This is a genomic window from Klebsiella sp. GL120222-02, from assembly GCF_003097195.1.
GTDB classification, from domain to species: domain Bacteria; phylum Pseudomonadota; class Gammaproteobacteria; order Enterobacterales; family Enterobacteriaceae; genus Klebsiella; species Klebsiella variicola.
This window is the reverse complement of sequence record NZ_QEQO01000002.1, coordinates 874,803-898,839: the sequence shown is the minus strand read 5'-3', so window position 1 is coordinate 898,839 and position 24,037 is coordinate 874,803. Positions and strand designations below refer to the sequence as shown.

At 61.4% G+C, this 24,037-nt stretch carries 23 protein-coding genes; 9 read left to right on the top strand and 14 right to left on the bottom strand.

Annotated elements, in window-relative coordinates; genetic code table 11:
* Positions 1–5 precede the first annotated feature (5 nt).
* Both N438_RS09685 and N438_RS27930 read right to left on the bottom strand, forming a co-directional pair.
* A complete protein-coding gene (locus tag N438_RS09685; protein WP_116696255.1) occupies positions 6–1,622 on the bottom strand; it encodes an ABC transporter substrate-binding protein in 1,617 nt (538 codons plus the stop codon).
* Positions 1,619–1,735 carry a hypothetical protein gene (locus N438_RS27930; RefSeq protein ID WP_012542015.1) on the bottom strand — a complete coding sequence of 39 codons (117 nt, stop codon included), beginning with the start codon at positions 1,733–1,735 and terminating at the stop codon, positions 1,619–1,621. The genes N438_RS09685 and N438_RS27930 overlap by 4 nt, the downstream gene beginning before the upstream one ends.
* A 72-nt stretch (positions 1,736–1,807) precedes the next feature.
* On the opposite strand from N438_RS27930, the gene mpaA reads away from it, so the two are divergent.
* Positions 1,808–2,515: a murein tripeptide amidase MpaA gene (mpaA, locus tag N438_RS09680; RefSeq protein ID WP_094285134.1), complete on the top strand. Its 708-nt coding sequence runs from the start codon at positions 1,808–1,810 to the stop codon at positions 2,513–2,515.
* Here mpaA and ycjG read toward each other — a convergent pair.
* A complete protein-coding gene (ycjG, locus tag N438_RS09675; protein ID WP_032735364.1) occupies positions 2,512–3,477 on the bottom strand; it encodes an L-Ala-D/L-Glu epimerase in 966 nt (321 codons plus the stop codon). The two genes, mpaA and ycjG, sit on opposite strands and share 4 nt — an antisense overlap.
* Positions 3,478–3,579: 102 nt before the next feature.
* Between ycjG and tpx the strand changes: the two genes are divergently transcribed.
* Positions 3,580–4,086 (top strand): thiol peroxidase, encoded by a 507-nt coding sequence (gene tpx / locus N438_RS09670; RefSeq protein ID WP_008805229.1) that lies wholly within the window; start codon positions 3,580–3,582, stop codon positions 4,084–4,086.
* A 71-nt stretch (positions 4,087–4,157) separates the two neighbouring features.
* On the opposite strand, the gene N438_RS09665 is transcribed toward tpx, so the two are convergent.
* The 8 genes from N438_RS09665 to pspA all read right to left on the bottom strand — a co-directional run bounded on the left by N438_RS09665 (position 4,158) and on the right by pspA (position 11,192).
* Positions 4,158–5,210 carry an AbrB family transcriptional regulator gene (locus tag N438_RS09665; RefSeq protein ID WP_008805230.1) on the bottom strand — a complete coding sequence of 351 codons (1,053 nt, stop codon included), beginning with the start codon at positions 5,208–5,210 and terminating at the stop codon, positions 4,158–4,160.
* Positions 5,211–5,310: 100 nt separating this feature from the next.
* Positions 5,311–6,852, bottom strand: a complete 1,542-nt coding sequence (tyrR, locus tag N438_RS09660) for a transcriptional regulator TyrR (protein ID WP_012542019.1) — start codon at positions 6,850–6,852, stop codon at positions 5,311–5,313.
* A gap of 227 nt (positions 6,853–7,079) precedes the next feature.
* Positions 7,080–8,141: a YcjF family protein gene (locus N438_RS09655; protein WP_008805232.1), complete on the bottom strand. Its 1,062-nt coding sequence runs from the start codon at positions 8,139–8,141 to the stop codon at positions 7,080–7,082.
* The gene (locus N438_RS09650) at positions 8,138–9,535 is read right to left on the bottom strand and encodes a YcjX family protein (RefSeq protein ID WP_008805233.1); all 1,398 of its coding nucleotides are present in this window, start codon (positions 9,533–9,535) and stop codon (positions 8,138–8,140) included. Before N438_RS09650 ends, N438_RS09655 begins: the two co-directional genes overlap by 4 nt.
* A 102-nt stretch (positions 9,536–9,637) precedes the next feature.
* Positions 9,638–9,856, bottom strand: a complete 219-nt coding sequence (gene pspD, locus N438_RS09645; RefSeq protein WP_002901915.1) for a phage shock protein PspD — start codon at positions 9,854–9,856, stop codon at positions 9,638–9,640.
* Positions 9,857–9,884: 28 nt separating this feature from the next.
* Complete coding sequence (pspC, locus tag N438_RS09640; RefSeq protein WP_004203911.1) at positions 9,885–10,244, bottom strand: envelope stress response membrane protein PspC; 360 nt, start codon at positions 10,242–10,244, stop codon at positions 9,885–9,887.
* A complete protein-coding gene (gene pspB, locus N438_RS09635) occupies positions 10,244–10,468 on the bottom strand; it encodes an envelope stress response membrane protein PspB (protein ID WP_116696254.1) in 225 nt (74 codons plus the stop codon). Before pspB ends, pspC begins: the two co-directional genes overlap by 1 nt.
* 55 nt (positions 10,469–10,523) lie before the next feature.
* Positions 10,524–11,192, bottom strand: a complete 669-nt coding sequence (gene pspA / locus N438_RS09630; RefSeq protein ID WP_004203910.1) for a phage shock protein PspA — start codon at positions 11,190–11,192, stop codon at positions 10,524–10,526.
* A gap of 152 nt (positions 11,193–11,344) precedes the next feature.
* Here pspA and pspF point away from each other — a divergent pair, with 152 nt between their 5' ends.
* Entirely contained in the window at positions 11,345–12,334 is a 990-nt protein-coding gene (gene pspF / locus N438_RS09625) for a phage shock protein operon transcriptional activator (protein WP_008805234.1), read from the top strand.
* Here pspF and N438_RS09620 read toward each other — a convergent pair.
* Positions 12,325–13,716, bottom strand: coding sequence for an MFS transporter (locus N438_RS09620; RefSeq protein WP_023340004.1), 1,392 nt, complete (start codon positions 13,714–13,716; stop codon positions 12,325–12,327). The two genes, pspF and N438_RS09620, sit on opposite strands and share 10 nt — an antisense overlap.
* A gap of 25 nt (positions 13,717–13,741) precedes the next feature.
* A complete protein-coding gene (locus N438_RS09615) occupies positions 13,742–14,911 on the bottom strand; it encodes a M20 aminoacylase family protein (RefSeq protein WP_116696253.1) in 1,170 nt (389 codons plus the stop codon).
* Positions 14,912–15,082: 171 nt separating this feature from the next.
* Between N438_RS09615 and N438_RS09610 the strand changes: the two genes are divergently transcribed.
* Entirely contained in the window at positions 15,083–17,416 is a 2,334-nt protein-coding gene (locus N438_RS09610) for a helix-turn-helix domain-containing protein (protein WP_116696252.1), read from the top strand.
* Here N438_RS09610 and N438_RS09605 read toward each other — a convergent pair.
* Positions 17,371–18,213, bottom strand: coding sequence for a helix-turn-helix transcriptional regulator (locus N438_RS09605; protein WP_008805238.1), 843 nt, complete (start codon positions 18,211–18,213; stop codon positions 17,371–17,373). The genes N438_RS09610 and N438_RS09605 overlap by 46 nt on opposite strands.
* A gap of 107 nt (positions 18,214–18,320) precedes the next feature.
* On the opposite strand from N438_RS09605, the gene N438_RS09600 reads away from it, so the two are divergent.
* The 5 genes from N438_RS09600 (at position 18,321) to sapD (ending at position 24,037) form a co-directional block, all read left to right on the top strand.
* Positions 18,321–19,229, top strand: coding sequence for an SDR family oxidoreductase (locus tag N438_RS09600; protein WP_165818793.1), 909 nt, complete (start codon positions 18,321–18,323; stop codon positions 19,227–19,229).
* A gap of 333 nt (positions 19,230–19,562) precedes the next feature.
* Positions 19,563–21,206, top strand: a complete 1,644-nt coding sequence (sapA, locus tag N438_RS09595; protein WP_008805240.1) for an ABC transporter substrate-binding protein SapA — start codon at positions 19,563–19,565, stop codon at positions 21,204–21,206.
* Positions 21,203–22,168, top strand: coding sequence for a putrescine export ABC transporter permease SapB (sapB, locus tag N438_RS09590; protein WP_110210861.1), 966 nt, complete (start codon positions 21,203–21,205; stop codon positions 22,166–22,168). The genes sapA and sapB overlap by 4 nt, the downstream gene beginning before the upstream one ends.
* The gene (sapC, locus tag N438_RS09585; protein ID WP_008807805.1) at positions 22,155–23,045 is read left to right on the top strand and encodes a putrescine export ABC transporter permease SapC; all 891 of its coding nucleotides are present in this window, start codon (positions 22,155–22,157) and stop codon (positions 23,043–23,045) included. The genes sapB and sapC overlap by 14 nt, the downstream gene beginning before the upstream one ends.
* Positions 23,045–24,037: a putrescine export ABC transporter ATP-binding protein SapD gene (gene sapD / locus N438_RS09580; protein WP_008807804.1), complete on the top strand. Its 993-nt coding sequence runs from the start codon at positions 23,045–23,047 to the stop codon at positions 24,035–24,037. Before sapC ends, sapD begins: the two co-directional genes overlap by 1 nt.

Here is a 24,037-nt window from a genome sequence, read left to right as displayed (position 1 = left end):
ACCGGTTAGTGTTTCACGATATACATGGTACGACTGTAGGCCACATCTTCCGGGTTGGTGATCGGGTAGCCTTTCAGCCACGGCTTAATCAGCCGGCCGTTAGTGTACTGGTAGATCGGCGCAATCGGCGCTTTGACCATAATGATCTTCTCCGCCGCGTTGTAATCGTCGTTACGCGCTTTGGCCGAATTCTCCACCGCCGCCTGGGCGAGGATTTTGTCGTACGCCGGATCGTTAAAGCGCGAGATATTTCCGCTGTGGGTGGAGGTCAGCAGCGACAGGAAGGTGGACGGCTCGTTGTAGTCCCCTACCCACGAAGCGCGGATCACGTCGAAATTGCCGGTGTTACGGCTGTCGATATAGGTTTTCCACTCCTGGTTTTGCAACTTCACTTCCACGCCGAGGTTTTTCTTCCACATCGACGCCACCGCGATGGCAATCTTCTGGTGATTCTCAGAGGTGTTATACAGCAGCGTCAGCTTCAGCGGACGATTCGGGCCATAGCCGGCGGCAGCCAGCAGGGCTTTCGCCTGGGCATTAAGTTCGGCCTGACTCATACTCTCAAACTGCGACGGCTGGGGGGTGAAGCCCGCCGTCACGTCCGGCGTGAAACGCCAGGCCGGTTTTTCCCCGGTTCCCAGTACTTTCTCCGCCATCACCCGGCGATCGATGGTCATGCTCAGCGCCAGTCGCACCCGCTCGTCCGCCGTCGGCCCCTTTTGGTTATTGAAAGCGTAATAGTAGGTACCCAGCTGCGGCGGGGTATATACCTGCCCCGGAATATCCTTCAGCAGTTTCTGATACATATTTTTCGGGAAAGATTCGGTGATATCGATATCGCCAGCGAGATAGCGCTTGGTGGCGGCGGACTCCTGGTTGATCGGCACAAAGGTGACCTGCTGGATCACCGTTTTGGCGTTATCCCAGTAGTGCGTGTTCGGCACCACCACCAGCTTTTCATTGACCACGCGATCTTTCAGAACATAGGCGCCGTTGCCCACCAGGCTGCCGGGCCGCGTCCAGTTCGCGCCGCTGTCGACATTCGCCTTCTGTACCGGGTAGAAGGCAAAGCTGGCGGTCAGGTTGCTGAACCACGGCAGTGGTTTATCCAGCTGCACCCGCAGAGTGTGGGCGTCGACGGCGGTAACCCCCAGGGTCTCCGGCGCGGCTTTGCCGTCGATAATGTTCTGCGCGTTGGCGATCCCCGCCAGCGCCGCGAACCAGGCGAACGGCGAAGTGGTTTTCGGATCCACCAGACGCTGCCAGCTATAGACGAAATCCGCGGCGGTAACCGGCGTGCCGTCGGACCAGCGCGCGTCATCGCGCAGGGTAAAGGTCCAGACACGGTTATCGTTGCTCTGCCAGCGGGTCGCCACGCCTGGAACCAGGTTGCCTTTCGCATCCTGATTGACTAAACCTTCAAACAGATCGCGGATCACCTGGATTTCCGGCAGGCCCACCGCTTTGGCGGGATCTAACGAGGCGGGTTCATCTTTGATATGGCGTACTAACAGCTGTTTTTCCGCCAGTACCGTGCCCGGCGGTACGTCCGCCGCCCAGGCTAAAGAAGATACGCTGGCTAACCACAGCGCGCCGCATGTCAAAGCGACAGGATACTTCATAAGATCCCCTTTAAAATGAAAAAAATACCGCCAACAGAGCGATAATTATTTGTTTCATCACCTGAAATTGCAAACGACATATGATAGAAAATTGATGTGTCGTCGGATTTCACGCCTCAGGGAATGGGTTTGATCCCGACACGCTTTTCGCCAACACTGAATAATAACGACACACAGGAAGCCCTATGTCTATTTCACGCCCTCGCCCCCAGCGCGGCGACTTTCCGCCGGGAACCCGGCAGTACGGCAGCTCGGAACTGGGCGCGCCGCTGCTGTGGTTTCCTGCGCCGCAGGCCGACAGCCGTAGCGGCCTGATTATTGCCGGCACCCACGGTGATGAAAATTCGTCGATTGTGACCCTCTCCTGCGCCCTGCGCACTCTGAAACCCGAGCTGCGCCGCCACCACGTGGTGCTGACGGTCAATCCTGACGGCTGCCAGCTCGGGCTACGTGCCAACGCCCGCGGCGTTGACCTCAACCGTAACTTTCCGGCCGCTAACTGGAAACAAGGGGAAACGGTTTATCGCTGGAACAGCGCGGCAGAGGAACGCGACGTGGTGCTGTTGACCGGCGAGCAGCCAGGTTCGGAGCGGGAGACCCAGGCCCTGTGTCAGTTGATCCACCAGATCCATCCGGCGTGGGTGGTCTCCTTTCACGATCCGCTGGCCTGTATCGAAGACCCGGGCCACAGCCCGCTGGGGCACTGGCTGGCCGACGCCTTCTCCCTGCCGCTGGTGGGCAGCGTGGGCTACGACACGCCGGGCTCCTTTGGCAGCTGGTGCGCGGATATCGGGCTCCCCTGCATCACCGCCGAGTTCCCACCGGTCTCCGCCGACGAGGCAACGGAGCGTTACCTGCCGGCGATGACCAATCTGCTGCGCTGGCAGGCTTAAAGATGAAGCACGCCGGTGCTGAACCGCAGCGCCGGCTCAACGTCCACCGCCAGCCATGACGGGCCGTCGAGGTCGGCGAAGCGCGCCAGCGGCGCCAGAGGGAGCGCGGCGGCGATCCCGCGCGAGGTACAGAGCATACAGCCCAGCATCCGTTCAAATCCCTGCCGTTCCGCCTCTCCGGCCAGAGCCAGCGCTTCGGTCAGACCGCCCGTTTTATCCAGTTTGATATTGACCATCTCATAGCGCCCGCGCAGCCGCGGCAGGCTCTCCCGGGTATGGCAGCTCTCGTCGGCGCAAATCGGTAACGGATGAACGAAGTTTTCCAGCGCCGCATCGGCGTCAGCCGGGAGCGGCTGCTCGAGCATCGCCACGCCGAGGTCCGCCAGCAGCTGACAGCGCGCCGCCAGCCCCTCGCTGTGCCAGGATTCATTGGCGTCGACAATCAGCGTAGCCTCCGGCGCCGCCTGACGGATAGCGATTAACCGCTCGCTGATCAGCCGGTCGTCAAGCTTCACTTTCAACAGCTGGGCACCTTTCTGCCACAGCGCCGCGGCGCTGGCCGCCATCTGATCCGCCGTACCAATGACCACCGTTTGGGCGGTGATCACCCGGTTGGGCAACGCCACGCCCAGCAACTGGGACAAGGTTTTGCCTTCGCGCCGCGCCTGCAGATCCCACAGCGCGCAGTCAACGGCATTGCGCGCGGCGCCTGCCGGCAGCAGCCGCTGCAGCTGTTCGCGGGTGAGGCCCGCTTCCAGCTGCTCGCCGATCGCCATCACCTGGGCCATGACCGAAGCGATGCTCTCGCCATAGCGGGGATAAGGCGTGCATTCGCCCACCCCTTTCACACCGTCCTCCTCCAGTTCCACCACCACCACTTTTGCCTCGCTGCGGCTGCCGCGGGCGATCACAAAAGGGGTATGTAGCGGCCAGGCTTCCTCATACACTCGCACGTTGCGCATTCCCTTGTCCTCTCTGGTCAATGTTAAATAGGGTTTGCCGTCTAGCTGGCGGATGTCATACACTACTCGTGACGTTAACTATATGTAAACAGGAAGATAACCATGTCACAAACCGTGCATTTCCAGGGCAACCCCGTTTCTGTTCAGGGCACCATTCCGCAGGCAGGCGCTAAAGCGCAGCCGTTTACGCTGGTCGCCAAAGATCTCTCTGACGTCGCGCTGAGCCAGTACGCCGGCAAACGTAAAGTACTGAATATTTTCCCGAGCATTGATACCGGCGTGTGTGCCGCATCAGTGCGTAAATTCAACCAGCTGGCCGCTGAACTGGACAACACTGTGGTGCTGTGCATTTCCGCTGACCTGCCGTTCGCCCAGTCCCGCTTCTGCGGCGCGGAAGGCCTGAGCAACGTGGTGACCCTTTCCACGCTGCGCGGTGCGTCGTTCCTCGCTGACTACGGTGTCGCCATCGCCGCCGGTCCGCTGGCTGGCCTGGCCGCTCGCGCCGTGGTCGTTATCGATGAAAATGATCAGGTCGTCTACAGCCAGCTGGTGAATGAAATCACCGAAGAGCCGGACTACGACGCCGCGCTGGCCGCCCTGAAAGCCTGATAACAGAGTGCCCGGGCGCATCACGCCCGCGGACAATCTATGTACTCAGCCCCCGCTCTGCGGGGGCTTTTTTATTGCCGTGGCGCATAGCGGGAGATAGCCCGCGCCATCGCCGGGCCGGTCAGTAAAATGGTAAACAGCCGCAACGTCTGTAGCGCCATAATGAACGACATATCCGCCCGGGTGCCGGCGGCGATAATCGCCACCGTGTCCAGGCCGCCAGGGCTGGTGGCCAGATAGGCGGTCATAAAGTCCATCTGCAGAATGTGGGTCAGGGCAAGGGCCATCAGGGCGCACATCAGGATCAGCCCAAGAATAGAGGCGATAATCTGCGGCAGCGTCTTCAGCGCCAGCAGAAAAATGGCTTTATTAAACTGCAGCCCCACCGTCCAGCCCAGCACCGCATAGGCCATCGCCAGCAGCCACTCCGGCAGCTCCAGCATCATCCAGCCGCTGCCCTGGACCAGCGCGCCGAGCAGCATCGGCAACAGCATGGCCCCGGAGGGGATGCGCAGCCGCATGCCCAGCCAACAGGCTAGCGCCGTCAGCAGCAGCGTGAAAGGGAAATTCAGGGTCAACGATGGAAACCAGACAATATCCTGAGTCATTTCCTGCGCTTCATTGCCCAACGCATAGCGCACCACCAGCGCCGCCGCGCCGACGACAAACAGCACCCGCAGATACTGCATCAGCGCCACCAGCCGCACATCGGCCCCGTACTCCTGGGCCATCACCACCATTGCCGACGCGCCGCCGGGAGAGCTTCCCCAGGCGCCGGTGGCGCCCGGCAGCGCGCTGTAGCGAACCAGCAACCAGCCGGTGAGGCCGCTAATCGCCAGGGTGGTCAACAGGATCGCCAGCACCAGCGCCCAGTTGTTGAACAGCACGCCAAAAACAGAGGGATTAATCGCCCGGGCGATCATGCAGCCGACGATGGCCTGCGCCGCCAGATAACAGGGACGAGGGATGCTCAGCTTCACCCCGCGCAGGCTCAAAATGAGACCGGCGATCAGCGGCCCCAACAGTAGCGCTGCCGGCAAATGAAGGCGTAACAGCAGCGAGGAAAAGAGAACAGAGAGCAGCAGCAATGTCAGCCAGTGCCCGATCGCGCGACGCGACGCCAAGATGCACCACCCCGGAAAAAGGATTAAAAAACCAGTATATACAGGTTTGGCCCGCTTTGCAGGCCGAATGCCGGCGACGTGGGTCGCCGGCCTGGCGGGATTATTCGTCGCCCTTTTTCTGACTCAGACCATATTCACGCAGTTTATTGGCGATGGCGGTATGCGACACCCCCAGCCGCTTCGCCAGCTTACGGGTGCTGGGGTAGCTGCGATAGAGCTGGGTCAGCACCGAGCGCTCAAAGCGTCGGGTGATGTCGTCCAGCGACCCTTCCATCGCCTCCTCGCCCACCGGCAGCGACGCGACGTCATGGTCCGGCAGCAGAATGTCCTGTGGGCGCAGCTCAAATCCCTCCAGCTGGGTCAGTGCGCGATAGACGGCATTCTTCAACTGGCGAACGTTGCCGGGCCAGCTGTAGCGGGTGAGCACCGTACTGAGATCGGCGGAGAGCTTCGGCCGCGGGACGCCCTGCTCATCAGCAAAGCGGGCCACGAACAGCTCCGTCAGCGGCATAATGTCCTGCGGGCAGTCGCGCAGCGGCGGCAGATAGAGCGTCAGGACGTTGAGGCGATAGTAGAGATCTTCGCGGAACAGCCCTTTCTGCACCAGTTCGACCAGGTTTTTCTGCGTCGCGCAGATCACCCGCACATCGACGTGCACTTCATGATCCTCGCCAACGCGGCGGAAGGTGCCGTCGTTGAGGAAGCGCAGCAGCTTGGTCTGCATTCGCGGCGACATCTCGCCAATTTCATCCAGCAGCACCGAGCCGCCGTTGGCCTGCTCGAAGAAGCCCTTCTTGCCCTGCAGCGCGTCGCCAAACAGCTCGCTCTCGACCGCGTCCTCGGGAATGGAGCCGCAGTTGAGCGCCAGATAAGGTTTGCCCGCCCGCGGACTGGCCAGATGGCAGGCATGGGCCAGCAGATCTTTGCCGGTGCCGGTGTCGCCGACAATCAGCAGCGGCGCGCTGAGCATCGCCAGCTTGCGCGCTTGCTCCACCACGTGGCGCATTTTCGGCCCCACCGCGAGGATCTGGCTGAAGGCGCTGGTGTCCTGGCTGGTCATGGTCTGCAGCTGGCGTCCCATGCGCACGGTTGAGCGCAGCATCGCTACGGCGCCGGTCAGCACCCGTTCGTTATGCTCCCCTTCCAGATAGACCGGGGTCACTTCCAGCAGATAGTTCTGTCCATTCACCACCACATGCTCCGCATGCGTCTCCTGCGGGCTGCTCTCCAGCCAGCGCTGAACGTTAAAATCGGCGATCAACTGGGCCACCGGATGGTTGCGCAGCTTCGCCTGGCTTTGGCCAAACAGCAGGCAGCTGGCGGGGTTGGCCAGTTCCACCCTGCCTTTGGTATCCAGCGACAGCACCGGCTCCGGCATCGCCACCAGCAGCGCGCTGAGCGCCAGGTGTTCACGCTCAGACGGCATCCACGGCACGGTGCGCACGTCTGTCACGCCGGCGATACGGCGGATCTCTGCCATCAGGCTGCTGAACGTGGCGAACTCCAGTTCGGCAAAATTGAGGTAAATTCGGCCTATAGGGTCAATATCGATACCACGTAGATCAATGCCGCGCAGCACCAGCAAATCGAGCAATTCACGAGTCAGACCGAGACGGTCTTCACAAAAGACTTCAAGACGCATGGGAGTGTTCACCCTAAAAGTGCCAATGACGGGAGAATAATAGGACAGGAATGAGTTTTCGGGAAGCTAACTGTCAACAATTATTGACAGCATGGCGGAAAAATGGGCGTTGTGCCGTAAAGTCAGGCGGTCAGTGGTTAAATGAACGCCTGGGCGAGCCGGGATCCAACCTGCCCGGTAGGCCGGGCAAGGCGAAGCCGCCGCCCGGCAATGTCTCTGAGCGGAGGTTACTTCTCCGGACTGGTTTTGCTTTTCTGCAGGGTCTCTTTCAGCTGCCCAATCAGCTCGCGACGAAAATCGCCGAGCCGCGGTTTATCATCGGCAATCCACGGTAGCGGGCGGCACAGCTCCATCGCCTTGATCCCGAGGCGGGCGGTCAGCAGTCCGGCACCGATGCCCTGTGCGGCGCGCGCCGACAGCCGGGCCGCCAGATCCTGCGACATCCAGTCCATCCCCACCTCGCGCACCAGTTCGCTGGCGCCAGCGAAAGCGATATTCAGCAACACCAGGCGAAACAGTCGCAGACGACTGTAATACCCGAGCTCAATGCCGTACAACGTGGCAATTCGGTTGATCAGCCGCAGGTTACGCCAGGCGATAAACGCCATATCCACCAGCGCCAGCGGGCTGACGGCAATCATCAGCGTCGACTCCGCCGCCGAACGGCTGATTTCCCGCCGCGCCTGGGCATCGAGCACCGGCTGCACCAGCTGCGCATAAAGGCTCACCACTTCGCGATCGCTTTGCGTTTCGTGGATCGCGGCATACCAGCGCTGCAGCGCCGGATGCGATTGATCCAGCCCGGCCTGCTGCGCCAGCTTCTCACAAAAGGCTTTCGCTTTGCCGACCGCGTGACTGTGCAGCATATCGCGCGCTTCATCGCGTTCGTGGGCGCGCTGGCGCAGTCGCCACAGACGGCGCCACTCGGTGGCCACCGATCCGACGCCGGCCCCGACGATCAGCGCCCCGGCGACGCAGCCGCCCAGCGCAATCCAGTCCTGGGTCTGCCAGGCGTTAGCCGTCCACTGCACGCCTTGCGCCACGACGCTGACGCCGAAGATCGCCAGTCCGGCGCTGACCATCCGCCGCCACAGGCTGCGTTTGGGTCGCAGGACCGACTCCACCACCGCTTCCGCCGCCCCCTCTTCCTCTTCGCCGGTCACCAGCCGCGCTGGCGCGAAGTTGTCGGCCTCCAGGGTGTCGAAGGCGCGCGCGCTTTTCAGCGGCGGAATTTTTTCCGCTTGCAGCGGACCATCAAAATCAATCCGCGGTTTTAACGGTTCGCTCATCGCAGTTTATCTCCAATCAAAAATTCCAGCGCCGCGTCGAGGCGAATGTGCGGTAAAGGCCGATCGACATCCATGACCTGCGGACGAAAGTTTTCAAACTGAAATCCCTGCTGCTGCCAGAAGGCCTGGCCCGGCAGACGCGCCGGCACCTCGCCGGGATAGATGGTCAACGGCTGGCCGTCGCTCAGCCGATCGCCGCGCAGGGCGGGAATTTTCTCGCCATTCACCTCAATCAGCCCGCTCTGGGTCGCCTGAATGGACGCCAGCCCCAGGCAATCCATACTGATCCCCTCAAAGGCGGCGTTCTGCCACGCGTCCTGAATCAGTTGCTGCAGGAGCGACACCATATTGCTGTGCTGATCGACCGTGACGTGGTCAGCTTTGGTGGCGGCAAACAGCAGCTTGTCGATAACCGGCGAAAACAACCGGCGGAACAAGGTGCGCTGCCCGTAATGGAAACTTTGCATCAGTTGGGTCAATGCCAGACGCATATCGTTAAAAGCCTGCGGCCCGCTGTTGAGCGGCTGCAGACAGTCCACCAGCACAATCTGCCGGTCGAAGCGCAGGAAGTGCTCTTTGTAGAACCCCTTCACCACCCTTTCGCAATAGTATTTGTAGCGTTCGCGCAGCATGCCGGCGTTGCTGTGTTTATCGGCCTGCGCCAGCTTGGCTTCGCCGATGGCGTCGACGTCGGGCCACGGGAAAAACTGCAGCGCCGGCGCACCCGCCATTTCACCGGGCAGGACAAAGCGCCCGGGCTGGATAAAGTGCAGCCCTTCGCGCTTACAGGCGTGCAGATAGTCCGTCCAGGCGGCAGCGATATCTGCCAGACGGGCCTCATCGGCAGGGGCCAGCGGATCCAGCCCGGCGCACAGCTGCCGCCAGCGGGCCGACCACTCCGCACGCTGTCCCTGCAGGAGCCCGGTCATCTGTCGTGACCAGCTCAGATAATCCTGTGCCAGCATCGGCAGGTCGAGCAGCCACTCGCCCGGATAGTCGACGATCTCCAGATACAGCGTGGAGGTATCTTTAAAATGGCGCAGCAGGGAGTCATTCGAACGGTAGCGCAGCGCGAGACGGATCTCGCTCACCCCGCGCGTCGGGGTTGGCCACATGGGGGGCTGGCCGTACAGCTGGGCCAGCCCTTCGTCGTAGGTGAATCGGGGAATGCCAAAGTCCCGCTGCGGCACGCGCTTGACGCCGAGCAGCCGCTCTTCGCGTGCGGCGCTCAGCAGGGGCAGGCGGGCGCCCGTGTGGATATTCAATAGTTGATTGACCAGCGCGGTGATAAACGCCGTTTTACCGCTCCGGCTCAGGCCGGTCACCGCCAGACGTAAATGCCGGTCAACCCCGCGGTTGACCAGCGCATTCAATTCAGTTTTCAGTCGCTTCATCGCCAGTCCGTTATGCCCTGAAGGTATGTCTCGTCATCATAAGCTATCTGCCGGGGATAAGCAGGACAACGTTAATCCTTTTGCGCCTTCCCCACGGCGGCATTATTTCATCCCGCGCGTGACGCGGTTGGCCAGCCGGCTGAGCAGCGGCTCCAGCGCCACCGCCAGCAGCATTTTCAGCGGCCGACGCGCGACCGATTTGACCGCCCAGCCGGCAACGCCCGCCGGGCCGTAACGCAGCGCGGTCAGCAGCGCCAGCTTACCGACGATTTTCAGACCGGGCTTCACCTGCTGCCCGGCGCGTTGCCATTTGCTATTCATGCGTTGCCTCACTCGTTAAAAACAGGATTTACAGCTGGCGAAAGCGGCTGCGCAGCGTAAAGGTGTCGGAGGTCACATACCGCTCCATTTCACGCAGGCGCTGTTCACCGGAGGCCAGTTCGGCATCCACGGCGGCCAGCAGATCGCCATTGCTCGGCGCCTTGTGACCGTACAGTTCACTGTCCGGCATCGGATCCAGAGCAAAAGTCAAAATGATGTAGGCCACCAGGACAAAGAAAAAGAGGCCGAAAATCATCGCCAGCACGGTAATCAGACGCACCAGCTTCACCGGGACATCAAGATGCTGAGCAATGCCCGCGCAAACGCCCTTCACCATCCCGCGCTGCGGGATACGCCACAGTTTTTTATTCAGATCCAGTCCGGCCATTATTTGTCTCTCCAGTTCGGATGTTCAGCATCCAGGATCGCTTCCAGCGCCTGAATACGTTCGCGCATCCGCTTCGCGTCATCGGTCAACTGCAGCAGCCGTTGCTGCTCATTTTGCGTCATACTGCCGTTGGCGCCGCGATTGTTGTAGTGCAGCCACAGCCAGACCGGCAGAACAAACAGCACAAACAGCGTCAGCGGAATGGCGAGAAAAAGCATGCTCATGTGTACTCCTTACAGGGGGTGAGCCGCGGCGCAACGCCGCGCCGCGCAATCATACTTACTGGTTGGACTGATTCATTTTGGCTTTCAACGCCGCCAGCTGCTCGCTGATTTCATCGTCCGCTTTCAGTTCGGCAAACTGCTGATCCAGCGTCTGCTGCTTGCCAAAGCGGTGGCTCTCCGCTTCCGCTTCCATCTGATCAATGCGACGCTCAAAGGATTCAAAGCGGGCCATCGCCTCATCCAGTTTACCGCTGTCCAGCTGGCGACGCACATCGCGGGACGAACTCGCCGCCTGATGGCGCAGCGCCAGCGCCTGCTGACGAGCGCGGGTTTCGCTGAGTTTGTTCTCCAGCTCGCCAATCTCTTTCTTCATGCGCGCCAGCGTTTCATCCACCAGCTGCACTTCATGATCAAGTTGAGCGATAAGGTCGGTCAGCTTCTGCTTTTCGATCAGCGCCGCCCGGGCCAGATCCTCTTTCTCTTTACGCAGCGCCAGCTCGGCTTTTTCCTGCCATTCCGCCTGCTGGGCGACCGCCTGCTCAATACGACGGGTCAGCTGTTTCTTTTCCGCCAGCGCGCGGGCCGACGTGGAACGCACTTCCACCAGCGTGTCTTCCATCTCCTGGATCATCAGACGCACCAGCTTTTGCGGGTCCTCCGCTTTCTCCAGCAGGGAGTTGATGTTGGCGTTCACGATGTCGGCAAAACGAGAAAAAATACCCATAATTTCAATCCTCATAGTTCTGGTTTCAGGCATTCACCTGTGGCTTAGCTTATACAAATGACGTGCCAACTTTTTATCTTATTGATTTTAAACAGAGTGGTTGCGAATTGTGCAGGGCATTGCTACAGTCACCTGGTTAATCACACTACTTAATGGCGAAATTCATCATGGCGCAGTACAAGGATAATCTGCTGGGCGAGGCCAACAGCTTTCTCGAGGTGCTGGAACAGGTTTCCCGGCTGGCCCCGCTGGATAAGCCGGTGCTGGTCATCGGCGAGCGCGGCACCGGGAAAGAGCTTATCGCTAACCGTCTCCACTACCTCTCCAGCCGCTGGCAGGGGCCGTTTATCTCGCTGAACTGCGCGGCGCTGAACGACAATTTGCTCGATTCGGAACTATTCGGCCACGAAGCCGGGGCCTTCACCGGGGCCAGCAAGCGCCATCCCGGGCGCTTCGAGCGCGCCGACGGCGGGACGTTATTTCTTGATGAGCTGGCGACGGCGCCGATGCTGGTGCAGGAGAAGCTGTTAAGAGTGATTGAATATGGCGAGCTGGAGCGCGTGGGCGGCAGCCAGCCGCTGCAGGTCAACGTCCGGCTGGTGTGCGCCACCAACGCTGACCTGCCGCGGATGGTGGAGGAAGGCCATTTTCGCGCCGACCTGCTCGACCGTCTGGCCTTCGACGTGGTGCAGCTTCCGCCGCTACGTGAACGGCAGAGCGACATCATGCTGCTCGCCAACCAGTTTGCCATTCAGATGTGCCGCGAGCTCGGTTTGCCGCTGTTTCCCGGCTTCAGCGAACGTGCCACCGCAACGCTGCTCGGCTACCGCTGGCCGGGGAATATTCGTGAACTGAAGAATGTCGTTGAGCGCTCGGTCTATCGCCACGGCGACAGCGAGCACGAGCTGGACGCCATTATCCTCAACCCTTTCCGTCAGACCGCCGCCTCCGTGCCGGAGGCCGCGTCCGGGGACGAGCTGCCCGCCCTGCCGCTGGATCTGCGCGATTTTCAGCTCCAGCAGGAAAAACGCCTGCTGCAGCGGAGTCTGCAGCAGGCGAAGTATCATCAGAAGCAGGCGGCGGAGCTGCTGGGGTTAACCTATCACCAGCTCCGCGCGCTGCTGAAAAAACATCAGCTGTGAGAGGCGCGCGGCAGCAGCAGCGCGCTCACCGCCATCGCCCCCAGGCATAAGACGGCGTTGAACCACAGGGCATACTGGGCGGCATGGGCCATGCCCAGCGGCAAAAACAGCGCGAAAAGTGACGCCGTCACGGCAATACCCATCGCCCCGCCCAGCGAGCTGCCCATCTTGTAGATCCCCGAGGCGACGCCGATTTTGTTCTCCGGCGCGTTGGCCACCGCCGTATCCGTTGAGGGTGTGGCGTAGCAGCCCAGCCCGAGGCCAAACAGCACGTTGCTGGCGAACACCACCCCGATATACAGCGCCTTATCGAGAAAAGTGCAGGATATCAGGCCGATGGCAATGGCGGTCAGCACCGGCCCGGCCATCATCGGCAGCCGGGCGCCATAGCGCTGCAGCAGCTTCTCGCCCACCCGGATCATCGCCAGGACGGTCACCAGATAGCCGAGGGTCATCATCCCGCTCTCCAGCGGCGTCAGGTGGTGCCCCTGCTGCAGCCAAATGCTGGCGATCATCATGGTGCCAATCGCCCCATTGAGCAGAAAGTTCGACAGCACTGCCGCGCCGTAGGCCCGGTTACGAAACAGCGCAAAATCAATCAGCGCCGCCTCGCCTTTGCGCATGCCGTTGCGGATAAATACCGCCCCCGCCGCCAGCGCCCCGACCAGCATGGTCAACGACAGCGGACTGCTCCATCCCCAGCCATGGCCCTTGCTGATAAACAAATTCACCAGCACCAGCGCGGCAATCAGGCTCAGCAGACCGCCGACGTCCAGCTTATGCTGGCTGGCGCTGGTGCTGCGGCTCTCCGGCGTGCCGCGCAGCAAAAACAGCGCCAGCAGAGCGACGGCAATGGAGAAGACGAAGATCCAGCGCCAGCCGAGCCCGGTGGCGATGGCTCCGCCAACGAAGGAACAGAGACCGCTGCCGCCCCACGAGCCGATGACCCAGAAGCTGACCGCCCGCTGCCGCGCACGCCCCTCATACCAGGTCTTAATCAGCGCCAGCGTCGCCGGCATAATGCACGCCGCCGACAGCCCCTGTAGCACCCGGCCGGCCAGGAACAGCCCCGGCCCCTGAGCAACCACCAGCATGGCGCTGCCGACGATGCTCAGCCCCAGTCCGAGGGTGGTCATCCGCATCCGGCCAAACTTGTCCGCCAGGCCGCCGCTGGCGACCACGAAACAGCCGCTGAACAGCGCGCTGAGACTGACGGCCAGGGTTAAGGTTTCAAGGGAGATATCAAGACTGCTTTTCATCGCCGGCACCACGTTAATCACCGACTGGGCAAACAGCCAGAAGGTTAAAACGCTTAGCACAATCCCCACCAGCAGGCGATCGCTGCCGACAAAGGGGGTGTCGCTCACGGTGACAGTGCTCATCGCATGGCCCTCCTGTTTCCGGTGATTAACGCAGATAGTGTTCCGCCAGACCGCACCACAGCGCCGCCCCGGTCAGCAACAGCGCGTCGTTGAAGTCATAGCCCGGGTTATGGACCATGCAGCGATCCGGCTCATCGCCGGCGCCGATGGTGAAATAGCTGCCATGCGAGTGCTGTTCCAGCATGAAGGCAAAATCTTCACTGCCCATAAACGGCTTCACCTCGCCCACCTGCTCTGCGCCAAACAGCGATGTCGCCACCTCCCGCACCATCGCGTTGGCCGCCGGATCGTTACGCAATACCGGGCTGCCGTTGACGTGCGTCAGCGTGGCCGTGGCGTTGAAGCTCTCCGCCTGAGCCACGGCGATATCATGGATCCGCTGCAGCACGGTCTCGCGCACCTGCTCATTGAGGGTGCGCACCGTGAGCTTCATCAGCACGTGATCGTTAATGATATTGGGCGCGTGTCCGGCCTGGATGCTGCCGACGGTGACCACCGCCGGTTCGAACGGGGTGATATTCCGCGAGACGATCGACTGCAGCGCGAGGGTGATATGGCAGGCGACCAGCGTGGCATCCACGGTATGCTCCGGTACCGCGCCGTGGCCGCCAACGCCTTTCACCTCAATATGCAGCGTATCGGAGGAGGCCATCATCGCCCCGTCGCGCAGGCCGATCTTGCCCAGCGGCTGACCCGGCATATTGTGCAAGCCGAAGATGGCATCGCAGGGGAACTGGTCAAACAGACCGTCCTCGACCATCACTCGCCCGCCGTACAACAACTCTTCCGCGGGCTGGAAAATCAGCTGCAGCGTCCCGGTAAACTGGCGGGTGCGCGCCAGATATTCAGCCGCGTAGAGCAGCGTGGTGGTGTGCCCGTCATGGCCGCAGCCGTGGAAACGCCCGTCAACCTGGCTTGCCCACGGCTTCCCGCTCCGCTCCTGCATCGGCAGCGCATCCATATCCGCCCGCAGGCCGAGGCGTTTTTTTCCGTGGCCGACGCGCAGCGTGCCCACCACTCCGGTGCCCGCCAGGCCGCGGTGAACCTCGTATCCCCACTCGCCAAGCAGTCGAGCGACCTCATTGCTGGTTTGATGTTCTTCAAAGCCGATCTCCGGCTGCTGGTGGAACTGGCGACGCAGGGCAATAAATTGCGCCTCGTTGACCTGCAAGGCTTCAAGCAACGGATGTGTCATTTTTGTTATTCCTGTGTTGTGTTTGCACGACACTTTCGAGTTTATGCGGGTGAAACAGCTTTCAGGTGCGCTTTTTTGTTTTATATTGACGAGAAATCAATGACTGTTTTTCATACATATCAGTTATGACAAAAAATAACGGGTTGTTTTTTGTCTGCGGAGGAGTGTCACGTGGAGCAGCATTCAGGCGACTTTAGCGTCACCGTGCGCGATGTACGTCAGTTGAACCAGACAGAAGGCGATCTGCTGACGCTGCTATGGGTGCTGGAGGGGAGCGTAAATCTGACGGAGGCGGAAGGTGTGCCGCAGCCGCTCGCCGCCGACGAGCTGGCGATCGTTAACCGCAACCGTCGCTGGAGTCTGCGCAGCGCCGGTACCAACGCGGTGATGATCCTGACCCTTTCCGCCAGCTGGCTGACCCGCCTTGACAGCGATTTTTTTGCTGTCGACTATCAGATAACGCCGCGCACCCGGGATGCGGAGGACGGCCTGCGCCGCCTGATGCGCCAGCTGCTGGTGAGCGGCCTGGTCAAGCATCCCGGCCATTACCGACTGGAGGCCAACCGCTGGCTGAGTGAGATAGCGCTCCTGCTGGCCACGCGCTTCAGCCAGCCCATCGCCTCCACGCCGCGCCGCGGAGCGGAGAACTGGAGCCGGCGAATAGCCAGCGTGGTGGCGCGGATCGACGCCAACTATCAGCGCCGCCTCTCGTTGCAGGAGGTGGCGGCAGCGGAATTTGTCTCCGAGGCCTGGCTGTCACGCTTATTTCACAAAGAAGTCGGGGTGAGTTTTGTTCAGTACCTCACCGCGCTGCGCCTGCGCTACGCCGCCGATCAGTTGTTGACCACCCGCAAACCCGCCCAGCAAATCGCCCGCGAACAGGGGTTCGCCAGTACCCGTATGATGAGCGATCTGTTTAAGCGCCAGCACGGCGTGACGCCGCGCCAGTATCGTGAACAGCATCCCCGGGAGCTTGCCCGACCGCGTCCGCCGCAGGCCGACCGCTGGCAGCTGGTCGCTGTCGACCGGCTCTATGCTCGCCTCAATGAACCGGAACCACGCGACCGGGAAAGTCCCCCGCTGCCGATCAATCCGCCGCAGACCCGGGAGATCAACCTGCACGATCGCCCGGCGCGCGCCGCTGTGCTGCGCCATACCCGGATGGTGGTGACCGTGCGCGAGCTGGACGACCTGCTACGGGAGGATGTGCGCCGGGAACTGGAGCAGCTGCACCGCGCCCTGCCGGTGTATGCCATCGATATCAACGATCCCTTTCTCAGCAGCCGGCTGTTCGGCACCGGCTGGGACGATCCGCAGATGGCCGGCTACGCCTGCTGGTATAACCTGCAGCAGATTTTTAGCTGGCTGGCGGCGATGGGCTGGAACGTGATCCTCCACACCGGCGTCACCACCCGCAGCGACCTGCTGCAGCGGTTTCTGCTGCTCGCCGCCAACCATTTTCCGCCGGCCACGCTCAACAGCTGGCGCTTTGTCTGGCACTGGTCGCCGCAGGCCAGCGAAGCGACCCGCCAGGCGGCCTGGCGCCAGCAGCGCGAGGTTCTTCACCGCCTGCTGCCGCAGCCGCAGCTGGGGATCTGGCACCGCTTTGCTCCAAGCGATCCCGGGAACGATCCGCTGTTTCACTCACCGCTGCTGGCGGAGGCGGATTTTCTCGCCTGCCAGGCAGATGCCAACGAACAACTGGATCTGGCGCAGGCAGACAGCAGCCGCCTGGCCTCCAGCGAACATTATCCGCTGCACAAGCTGCGGCAGATCCACAGCGCCCTGCGCCAGCGACAGCTTAACCTGCCGCTGTGGCTGCTATCCTGGAATACCCTGACCGGCGATACGCGGGATACCAACGGCCGCTTTTTTCGCGGCGCGCTGTTGATGGATAATCTGCTGGGGGTGGCGGACCAGGTCTGGCTGGCGGGCTTCTGGTTAAATTCAGGCCTCCAGGGCGAAGCCCGCGCTAACGGGAAGCTCGATACCTCCAGCCTGGCGCTGCACTATCTGCACGGGCTGCCTCGCCCGGTTTACTGGGTACTGTGGCTCTGGCGGCGGCTGCGCGGCGAGATCCTGTTTCAGGATAAAAACCTGCTGTTGCTTCACCACCAGGGGCACTACCAGCTGCTGCTGCGCAATACGGTGGTCTACAATCCCTGGCTCTCCAGCGAAGCGGCCTTTATCCAGCGTTTCAGCCAGCCCTACAGCGTGCGGCTGCAGGGTCTGGAGGGTGGCTGGCGCGTCAAACAGCACCTGTTCGATCAGCATCATGGCGCGTTATTCCCGCTGGTCGACGCCTTTCGCAGCCGCAGCGGCCCCGACGCTGAGGATTACCAGTGGCTGATGCATCGGGCTCGTCCGGCGCTCAGTGTGGAAGATGCCCGGCTTGACGGACACTGGCTGCGGGTCGACTCGCTGGAAAGCAACGCTTTGGCGCTGTACGAATTTACGCCTCAGCGCGCTCCCGGCGAGGATCCCGCCCCCGCAAGCAATCCGTGAATTTTGCGCTGGCTCTCCGTCGTCGCCGGGTTGAAAACCAGCAGCGACAGATCGGGGCGGCCTTCCACGGCAAAAGAGGTGAACTCCAGATCGAGCGGGCCCATCTGCGGATGGTGAATGCGCTTATAGCCTTCTCCGTGGCCGGCGACGTCATGGCTTTGCCAGAAACGGGCGAACTCAACGCTCTGCTGCGTGAGTTCAGCGATCAACTGGTCAGTTTCCGTCGTCGCCCCCATCCGGGTGACGTCGGCGCGAAAAGCGTTGACGATAAGCTGCCCCACCGTCTGCCAGTCCTCCAGCGTGCAGCGGGCTTCAGGTCGGGTAAACAGGCGACGCAGTACGTTGCGCTCCGCCAGCGGTAGCTGGCTGTAGTCGGTCAGCACCCTGGCCGCCGCCGCGTTCCAGGCGATGACGTCCCAGCTGGCGGTGCGGATAATCGCCGGAATAGTAAAAGCGTCAAGCACCCGTTGCAGCCGCGGCGTCATATCATCTGTCACCGTCAGACGCGTCTGCGGCGGATGGCCAAAGGCGAGAATAAACAGATGCTCGCGCTCCGGGGTGGTCAGCCGCAGACCGCAGGCGATCCGCTCCAGCACCTCGCGGGAGGGCGCCCCGCCGCGCCCCTGTTCAAGCCAGGTATACCAGGTCGGGCTGATACTGGCGAGCTGCGCGACCTCTTCGCGGCGCAGCCCCGGCGTGCGCCGGCGTCCCGCCGGGAAGCCAAACGTCGCCGGATCGAGGCGCTGGCGCCGGGCGCGGAGAAAATCGCCTAAAGCATGGTTGTCAGAAGTGTTCATCATCTGCCTGTGGGTTCTGCCTGTTAGAATTTATACCCCGATAATGTCTCTACTTTTATAGTATGACATCGCAGGTAGGATACGCCTGAAACCCGTTCAGGAGATCCATGATGCGTATATTTCTTACCGGCGCGAGCGGATTTATCGGCTCACGTATTCTTCCGGCCCTGCAGGCGTCGGGCCATCAGGTTATCGGCCTCGCGCGCAGCGACACCGCAGCGCAGACCCTGAAGGCGCTTGGCGTCGAGGTGCACCGCGGCACGCTGGACGCCCCGGACTCGCTACTGGCTGGCGTCGAGGGCGCTGACGCGGTGATCCATACCGCCTTCGACCACGACTTCAGCCGCTTTGCCGCCAACTGCGAGAAAGACCGCCAGGCGATCCTGGCCATGGGTCGGGCGTTGCAAGGCAGCGCGCGGCCGCTGGTCATCACCTCCGGCACATTGATGGGCGACGACGGGGGCGGCGTCCCGGCCCGGGAGTCGTTCTTCAACTCAGGGCACCCCAGCCCGCGCACCGCCTCTGAGCTCGCCGGTCAGCAACTGCTGGAGGCGGGAGTGGATGTTCGGGTGGTTCGCCTGCCGCAGGTGCATGACACCGTGCGCCAGGGGCTACTGACCAGCTATATCGAACGCGCGGTCGCCAACGGGACGGTGGCCCTGCGCGGCGAGGGAAGCAACCGCTGGTCCGCCGCCCACGTCGATGACGTCGCACGTCTGTACGTTAGCGCCCTGCTGCAGGGCGCGGCCGGCGAGCGCTACCATGCGGTGGACGAAGAGGGGATCGCGTTACGCGATATTGCTACGGTAATTGCTCAGGGATTAAACCTGCCGCTGACCCACCTGGATGAGTCGCAGGTCGACGCCTGGTTCGGCTGGTTTGCGCCGTTTACCGCCCTTGACCTGCGCGCCAGCTCAGCATGGACCCGTGAGCGATTGCAGTGGCAGCCGGTCGGCCCCGGGCTGCTGGAGGACCTGCGGAATATGGATTACCAAAAAGTGACGTTGTCACGATAAGCGAGCGAAACCCTCTGTTTAATTTTCTGACGGGCCCGCCCTCTGCCCGTCAGTCCCTCTGCTTTCTCCCCGCTATACTGAATATATCTCCCCGGCGTCAGCGTCTGTTTCATCGTCTGGCAAACCGCGGCCAAACAGACCTGACTGGCGATATCGGCGATAAAAAGTTACCATGTTTCAATATACAGACTCGGTTCCGCTACTATTTTAATCAATTGACTGAATACTATACGCTCCCGGTAACCGCATTATCCCTCAGGCTTGTTGAAGGCGGTGGTGAATGTCTATAAATCTTAATAAGATAGAGTTCAACTCTATAATCAAACAGAAAATATGCGCCTGAAATTGTCATCTCTCCTGGCAGCCGTTTCCCTGCTGTGTGGGCAGGCCTTTGCCGCCCCTGTGCTCCCTGACCGCGCCGATATCCGCGACAGCGGTTTCGTCTATTGCGTCAGCGGCCAGGTGAATACCTTTAATCCGCAGAAAGTCAGCAGCGGCCTGATTGTCGATACGCTGGCCGCTCAGATCTACGATCGTCTGCTTGACGTCGATCCCTATACCTACCGGCTGGTCCCCGAGCTGGCGGAGAGCTGGGAAGTCCTTGATAACGGCGCCACCTACCGCTTCCACCTGCGCCGCCATGTCCCGTTTCAACGCACGGCATGGTTTACCCCGACACGGGACTTCAACGCGGATGATGTGATTTTTACCTTTGGCCGTATTTTTAACCGCGACCATCCGTGGCACAACGTCAACGGCAGCAGCTTCCCTTACTTCGACAGTCTGCAGTTTGCTGACAGCGTGGAGAGTGTGCGTAAGCTGGATAATCAGACCGTGGAGTTTCGCCTCAAGCGGCCGGACGCCTCGTTCCTCTGGCATCTGGCCACTCACTATGCGTCAATTACCTCTGCCGAATATGCCGCCCGCTTAACGCAAGACGACCGCCAGGAGCAGCTGGATCGCCAGCCGGTCGGTACCGGTCCGTTCCAGTTGTCCGAGTACCGCTCCGGGCAATATATCCGTCTGCAGCGTCACCCCGACTACTGGCGCGGCAAACCGTTGATGCCGCAGGTGGTGGTGGACCTCGGCTCCGGTGGTACCGGCCGACTGTCGAAACTGCTCACCGGGGAATGCGACGTGCTGGCCTGGCCCGCCGCCAGCCAGCTGACGATCCTGCGCGACGATCCGCGCCTGCGCCTGACGCTGCGCCCGGGAATGAACATTGCCTGGCTGGCCTTCAACACCGCCAAGCCGCCGCTGGACAACCCTGAGGTGCGGCATGCGCTGGCGCTGGCTATTAACAACCAGCGCCTGATGCAGTCCATCTACTACGGCACCGCAGAGACGGCGGCATCCATGCTACCGCGCGCCTCGTGGGCCTACGATAACGACGCTAAAATTACTGAGTACAATCCCCAGGAAGCCCGCGCCCGCCTGAAGGCCCTGGGGCTGGAAAATCTGACCCTCAAGCTGTGGGTGCCCACCAGCTCTCAGGCATGGAACCCCAGCCCGCTGAAAACGGCGGAGCTGATCCAGGCGGATATGGCCCAGATTGGCGTCAAGGTGATCATCATGCCGGTGGAGGGGCGCTTCCAGGAGGCGCGGCTGATGGACATGAACCATGACCTGACGCTCTCCGGCTGGGCGACGGACAGTAACGATCCGGACAGTTTTTTCCGGCCGCTGCTGAGCTGCGCGGCGATCGCCTCACAAACCAACTTTGCCCACTGGTGTAACCGGGAATTTGATGACGTGCTGCAAAAAGCGCTGCTTTCGCAACAGCTCTCCTCGCGGATGGACGCTTACAAAGAGGCACAGCGGATCCTCGCCCGCGAACTGCCGGTCCTGCCGCTGGCCTCCTCGCTGCGTTTGCAGGCCTATCGCTATGATATGAAAGGCCTCGTGCTGAGCCCCTTCGGTAACGCTTCGTTCGCTGGCGTATCGCGGGAGAAAACCGAAGAGGTGAAAAAACCATGATTATTTTTACCCTGCGTCGTCTGCTGTTGCTGCTGGTCACCCTCTTTTTTCTGACCTTTATCGGCTTCAGCCTGAGTTATTTCACCCCTCATGCGCCGCTACAGGGCGCCTCCCTGTGGAATGCGTGGCTGTTCTGGTTTCAAGGGGTGCTGCACTGGGATTTTGGCGTCTCCAGCATTAACGGCCAGTTGATTTCTGAGCAGCTGCGCGAGGTGTTCCCGGCGACCATGGAGCTGTGCATCCTCGCCTTCGGCTTTGCCCTGCTGATTGGCATTCCGGTGGGTATGATCGCCGGCGTAATGCGCAACAAATGGCCTGATACCCTGATCAGCGCCGTCGCGCTGGTTGGTTTCTCGATCCCGGTGTTCTGGCTGGCGCTGCTCCTGACCCTCTTCTTCTCGCTGACTCTTGGCTGGTTTCCGGTCTCTGGCCGCTTCGATCTGCTGTATGAGGTGAAAACCGTCACCGGTTTTGCGCTGATTGACGCCTGGATCTCGGACTCGCCATGGCGCCATGAGATGATCGTCAGCGCCGCACGGCATATGGTGCTGCCGGTGCTGACCCTGGCGGTGGCGCCCACCACCGAGGTGATCCGCCTGATGCGCATCAGCACCAGCGAGGTGTATGACACCAACTATGTCAAAGCGGCTGCCACCCGCGGCGTGTCGCGACGCAAAATTTTACTGCGCCATGTACTGCACAACTCCCTGCCGCCGGTGATCCCGCGCCTCGGCCTGCAGTTTTCCACCATGCTCACCCTGGCGATGATCACCGAGATGGTGTTCAGCTGGCCCGGACTGGGACGCTGGCTGATCAACGCGATCCGCCAGCAGGACTATGCGGCGATTTCCGCCGGCGTCATGGTGATTGGCGCACTGGTCATTATCGTCAACGTGATTTCCGATATCCTCGGTGCCATGGCTAACCCGCTGAAACATAAGGAATGGTATGCCCTACGATAGCGTTTATCTGGAAAAGCGTCCGCCCGGCGCGCTGCGCACCGTATGGCGTAAATTCTATGGTGACACCACGGCGATGATCGGCCTGTACGGCTGCGCGGGCCTGCTGCTGCTCTGCGTCTTCGGCGGCTGGTTCGCCCCCTATGGCATCGATCAGCAGTTCCTTGGCTATCAATTGCTGCCGCCGTCGTGGTCGCGCTATGGCGAAGTCTCCTTCTTCCTGGGAACCGATGACCTGGGCCGCGATGTGCTGAGCCGGCTGCTGAGCGGCGCGGCGCCGACCGTCGGCGGGGCCTTCGTCGTCACCCTCGGCGCGACGCTGTTTGGCCTGGTGCTGGGCGTGATTGCCGGGTCGACTCACGGCCTGCGCTCGGCGGTGATGAACCATATCCTCGATACCCTGCTCTCTATTCCCTCGCTGCTGCTGGCGATTATCGTCGTCGCCTTTGCCGGGCCGCACCTCAGCCATGCGATGTTCGCCGTCTGGCTGGCGCTGCTCCCGCGCATGGTACGTTCCGTCTACAGCCTGGTCCACGATGAGCTGGAGAAAGAGTACATCATCGCCGCCCGCCTCGACGGAGCCTCGACGCTGAACATTCTGCTGTTCGCCATTCTGCCCAATATTGCCTCTGGCCTGGTGACCGAGATCACCCGCGCCCTGTCGATGGCTATTCTGGATATTGCCGCGCTGGGCTTTCTTGATCTCGGCGCCCAGCTGCCTTCGCCGGAATGGGGAGCCATGCTGGGCGATGCGCTGGAGCTTATCTATGTCGCGCCGTGGACCGTGATGCTCCCCGGGGCGGCGATTATGCTCAGCGTACTGCTGGTCAACCTGCTGGGCGACGGTATTCGCCGGGCGATCATTGCCGGGGTACAATAATGCCGTTACTCGATATTCGTCACTTAACTATCGAATTTAGAACCAACGAAGGCTGGGTGAAAGCCGTCGATCGCGTCAGTCTGACCCTGACTGAAGGCGAGATCCGCGGCCTGGTGGGCGAATCCGGTTCCGGGAAAAGCCTTATTGCCAAAGCTATCTGCGGGGTGACCAAAGACAACTGGCGGGTCACCGCCGACCGCATGCGTTTCGATGACATCGACCTGCTGCGACTGTCGAACCGCGAGCGGCGGAAACTGATCGGCCATAACGTGTCGATGATTTTTCAGGAGCCGCAGTCCTGTCTTGATCCCTCTGAGCGCATCGGCCAGCAGCTGATTCAGAGTATCCCCGGCTGGACCTATAAGGGCCGCTGGTGGCAACGGCTGGGCTGGCGTAAGCGCCGGGCCATCGAGCTGTTGCACCGCGTCGGCATTAAAGATCACAAAGATGCCATGCGCAGCTTCCCCTATCAGTTGACCGAAGGCGAGTGCCAGAAGGTGATGATTGCCATCGCCCTGGCCAACCAGCCGCGCCTACTGATCGCCGATGAACCGACCAACGCCATGGAGCCAACGACTCAGGCGCAGATTATCCGCCTGCTGACGCGGCTCAATCAGAACAACAACACCACCATTTTGCTGATCAGCCACGATCTGCAGATGCTCAGCAAATGGGCGGATAAAATCAACGTCATGTACTGCGGGCAGACGGTGGAGAGCGGGCCCAGCGAAGAGCTGGTCACCCTGCCGCATCACCCCTATACCCAGGCGTTAATCCGCGCGATCCCTGATTTTGGCAGCGCCATGCCGCATAAAAGCCGCCTCAACACCCTGCCAGGGGCGATCCCTCTGCTGGAGCAGCTGCCCATCGGCTGCCGTCTGGGGCCGCGCTGCCCTTACGCCCAGCGCGAGTGTATCGAAACGCCGCGTCTTACCGGGGCGCGCAACCATCTGTACGCCTGTCATTTCCCGCTGAACATGGAGAAAGAGTGA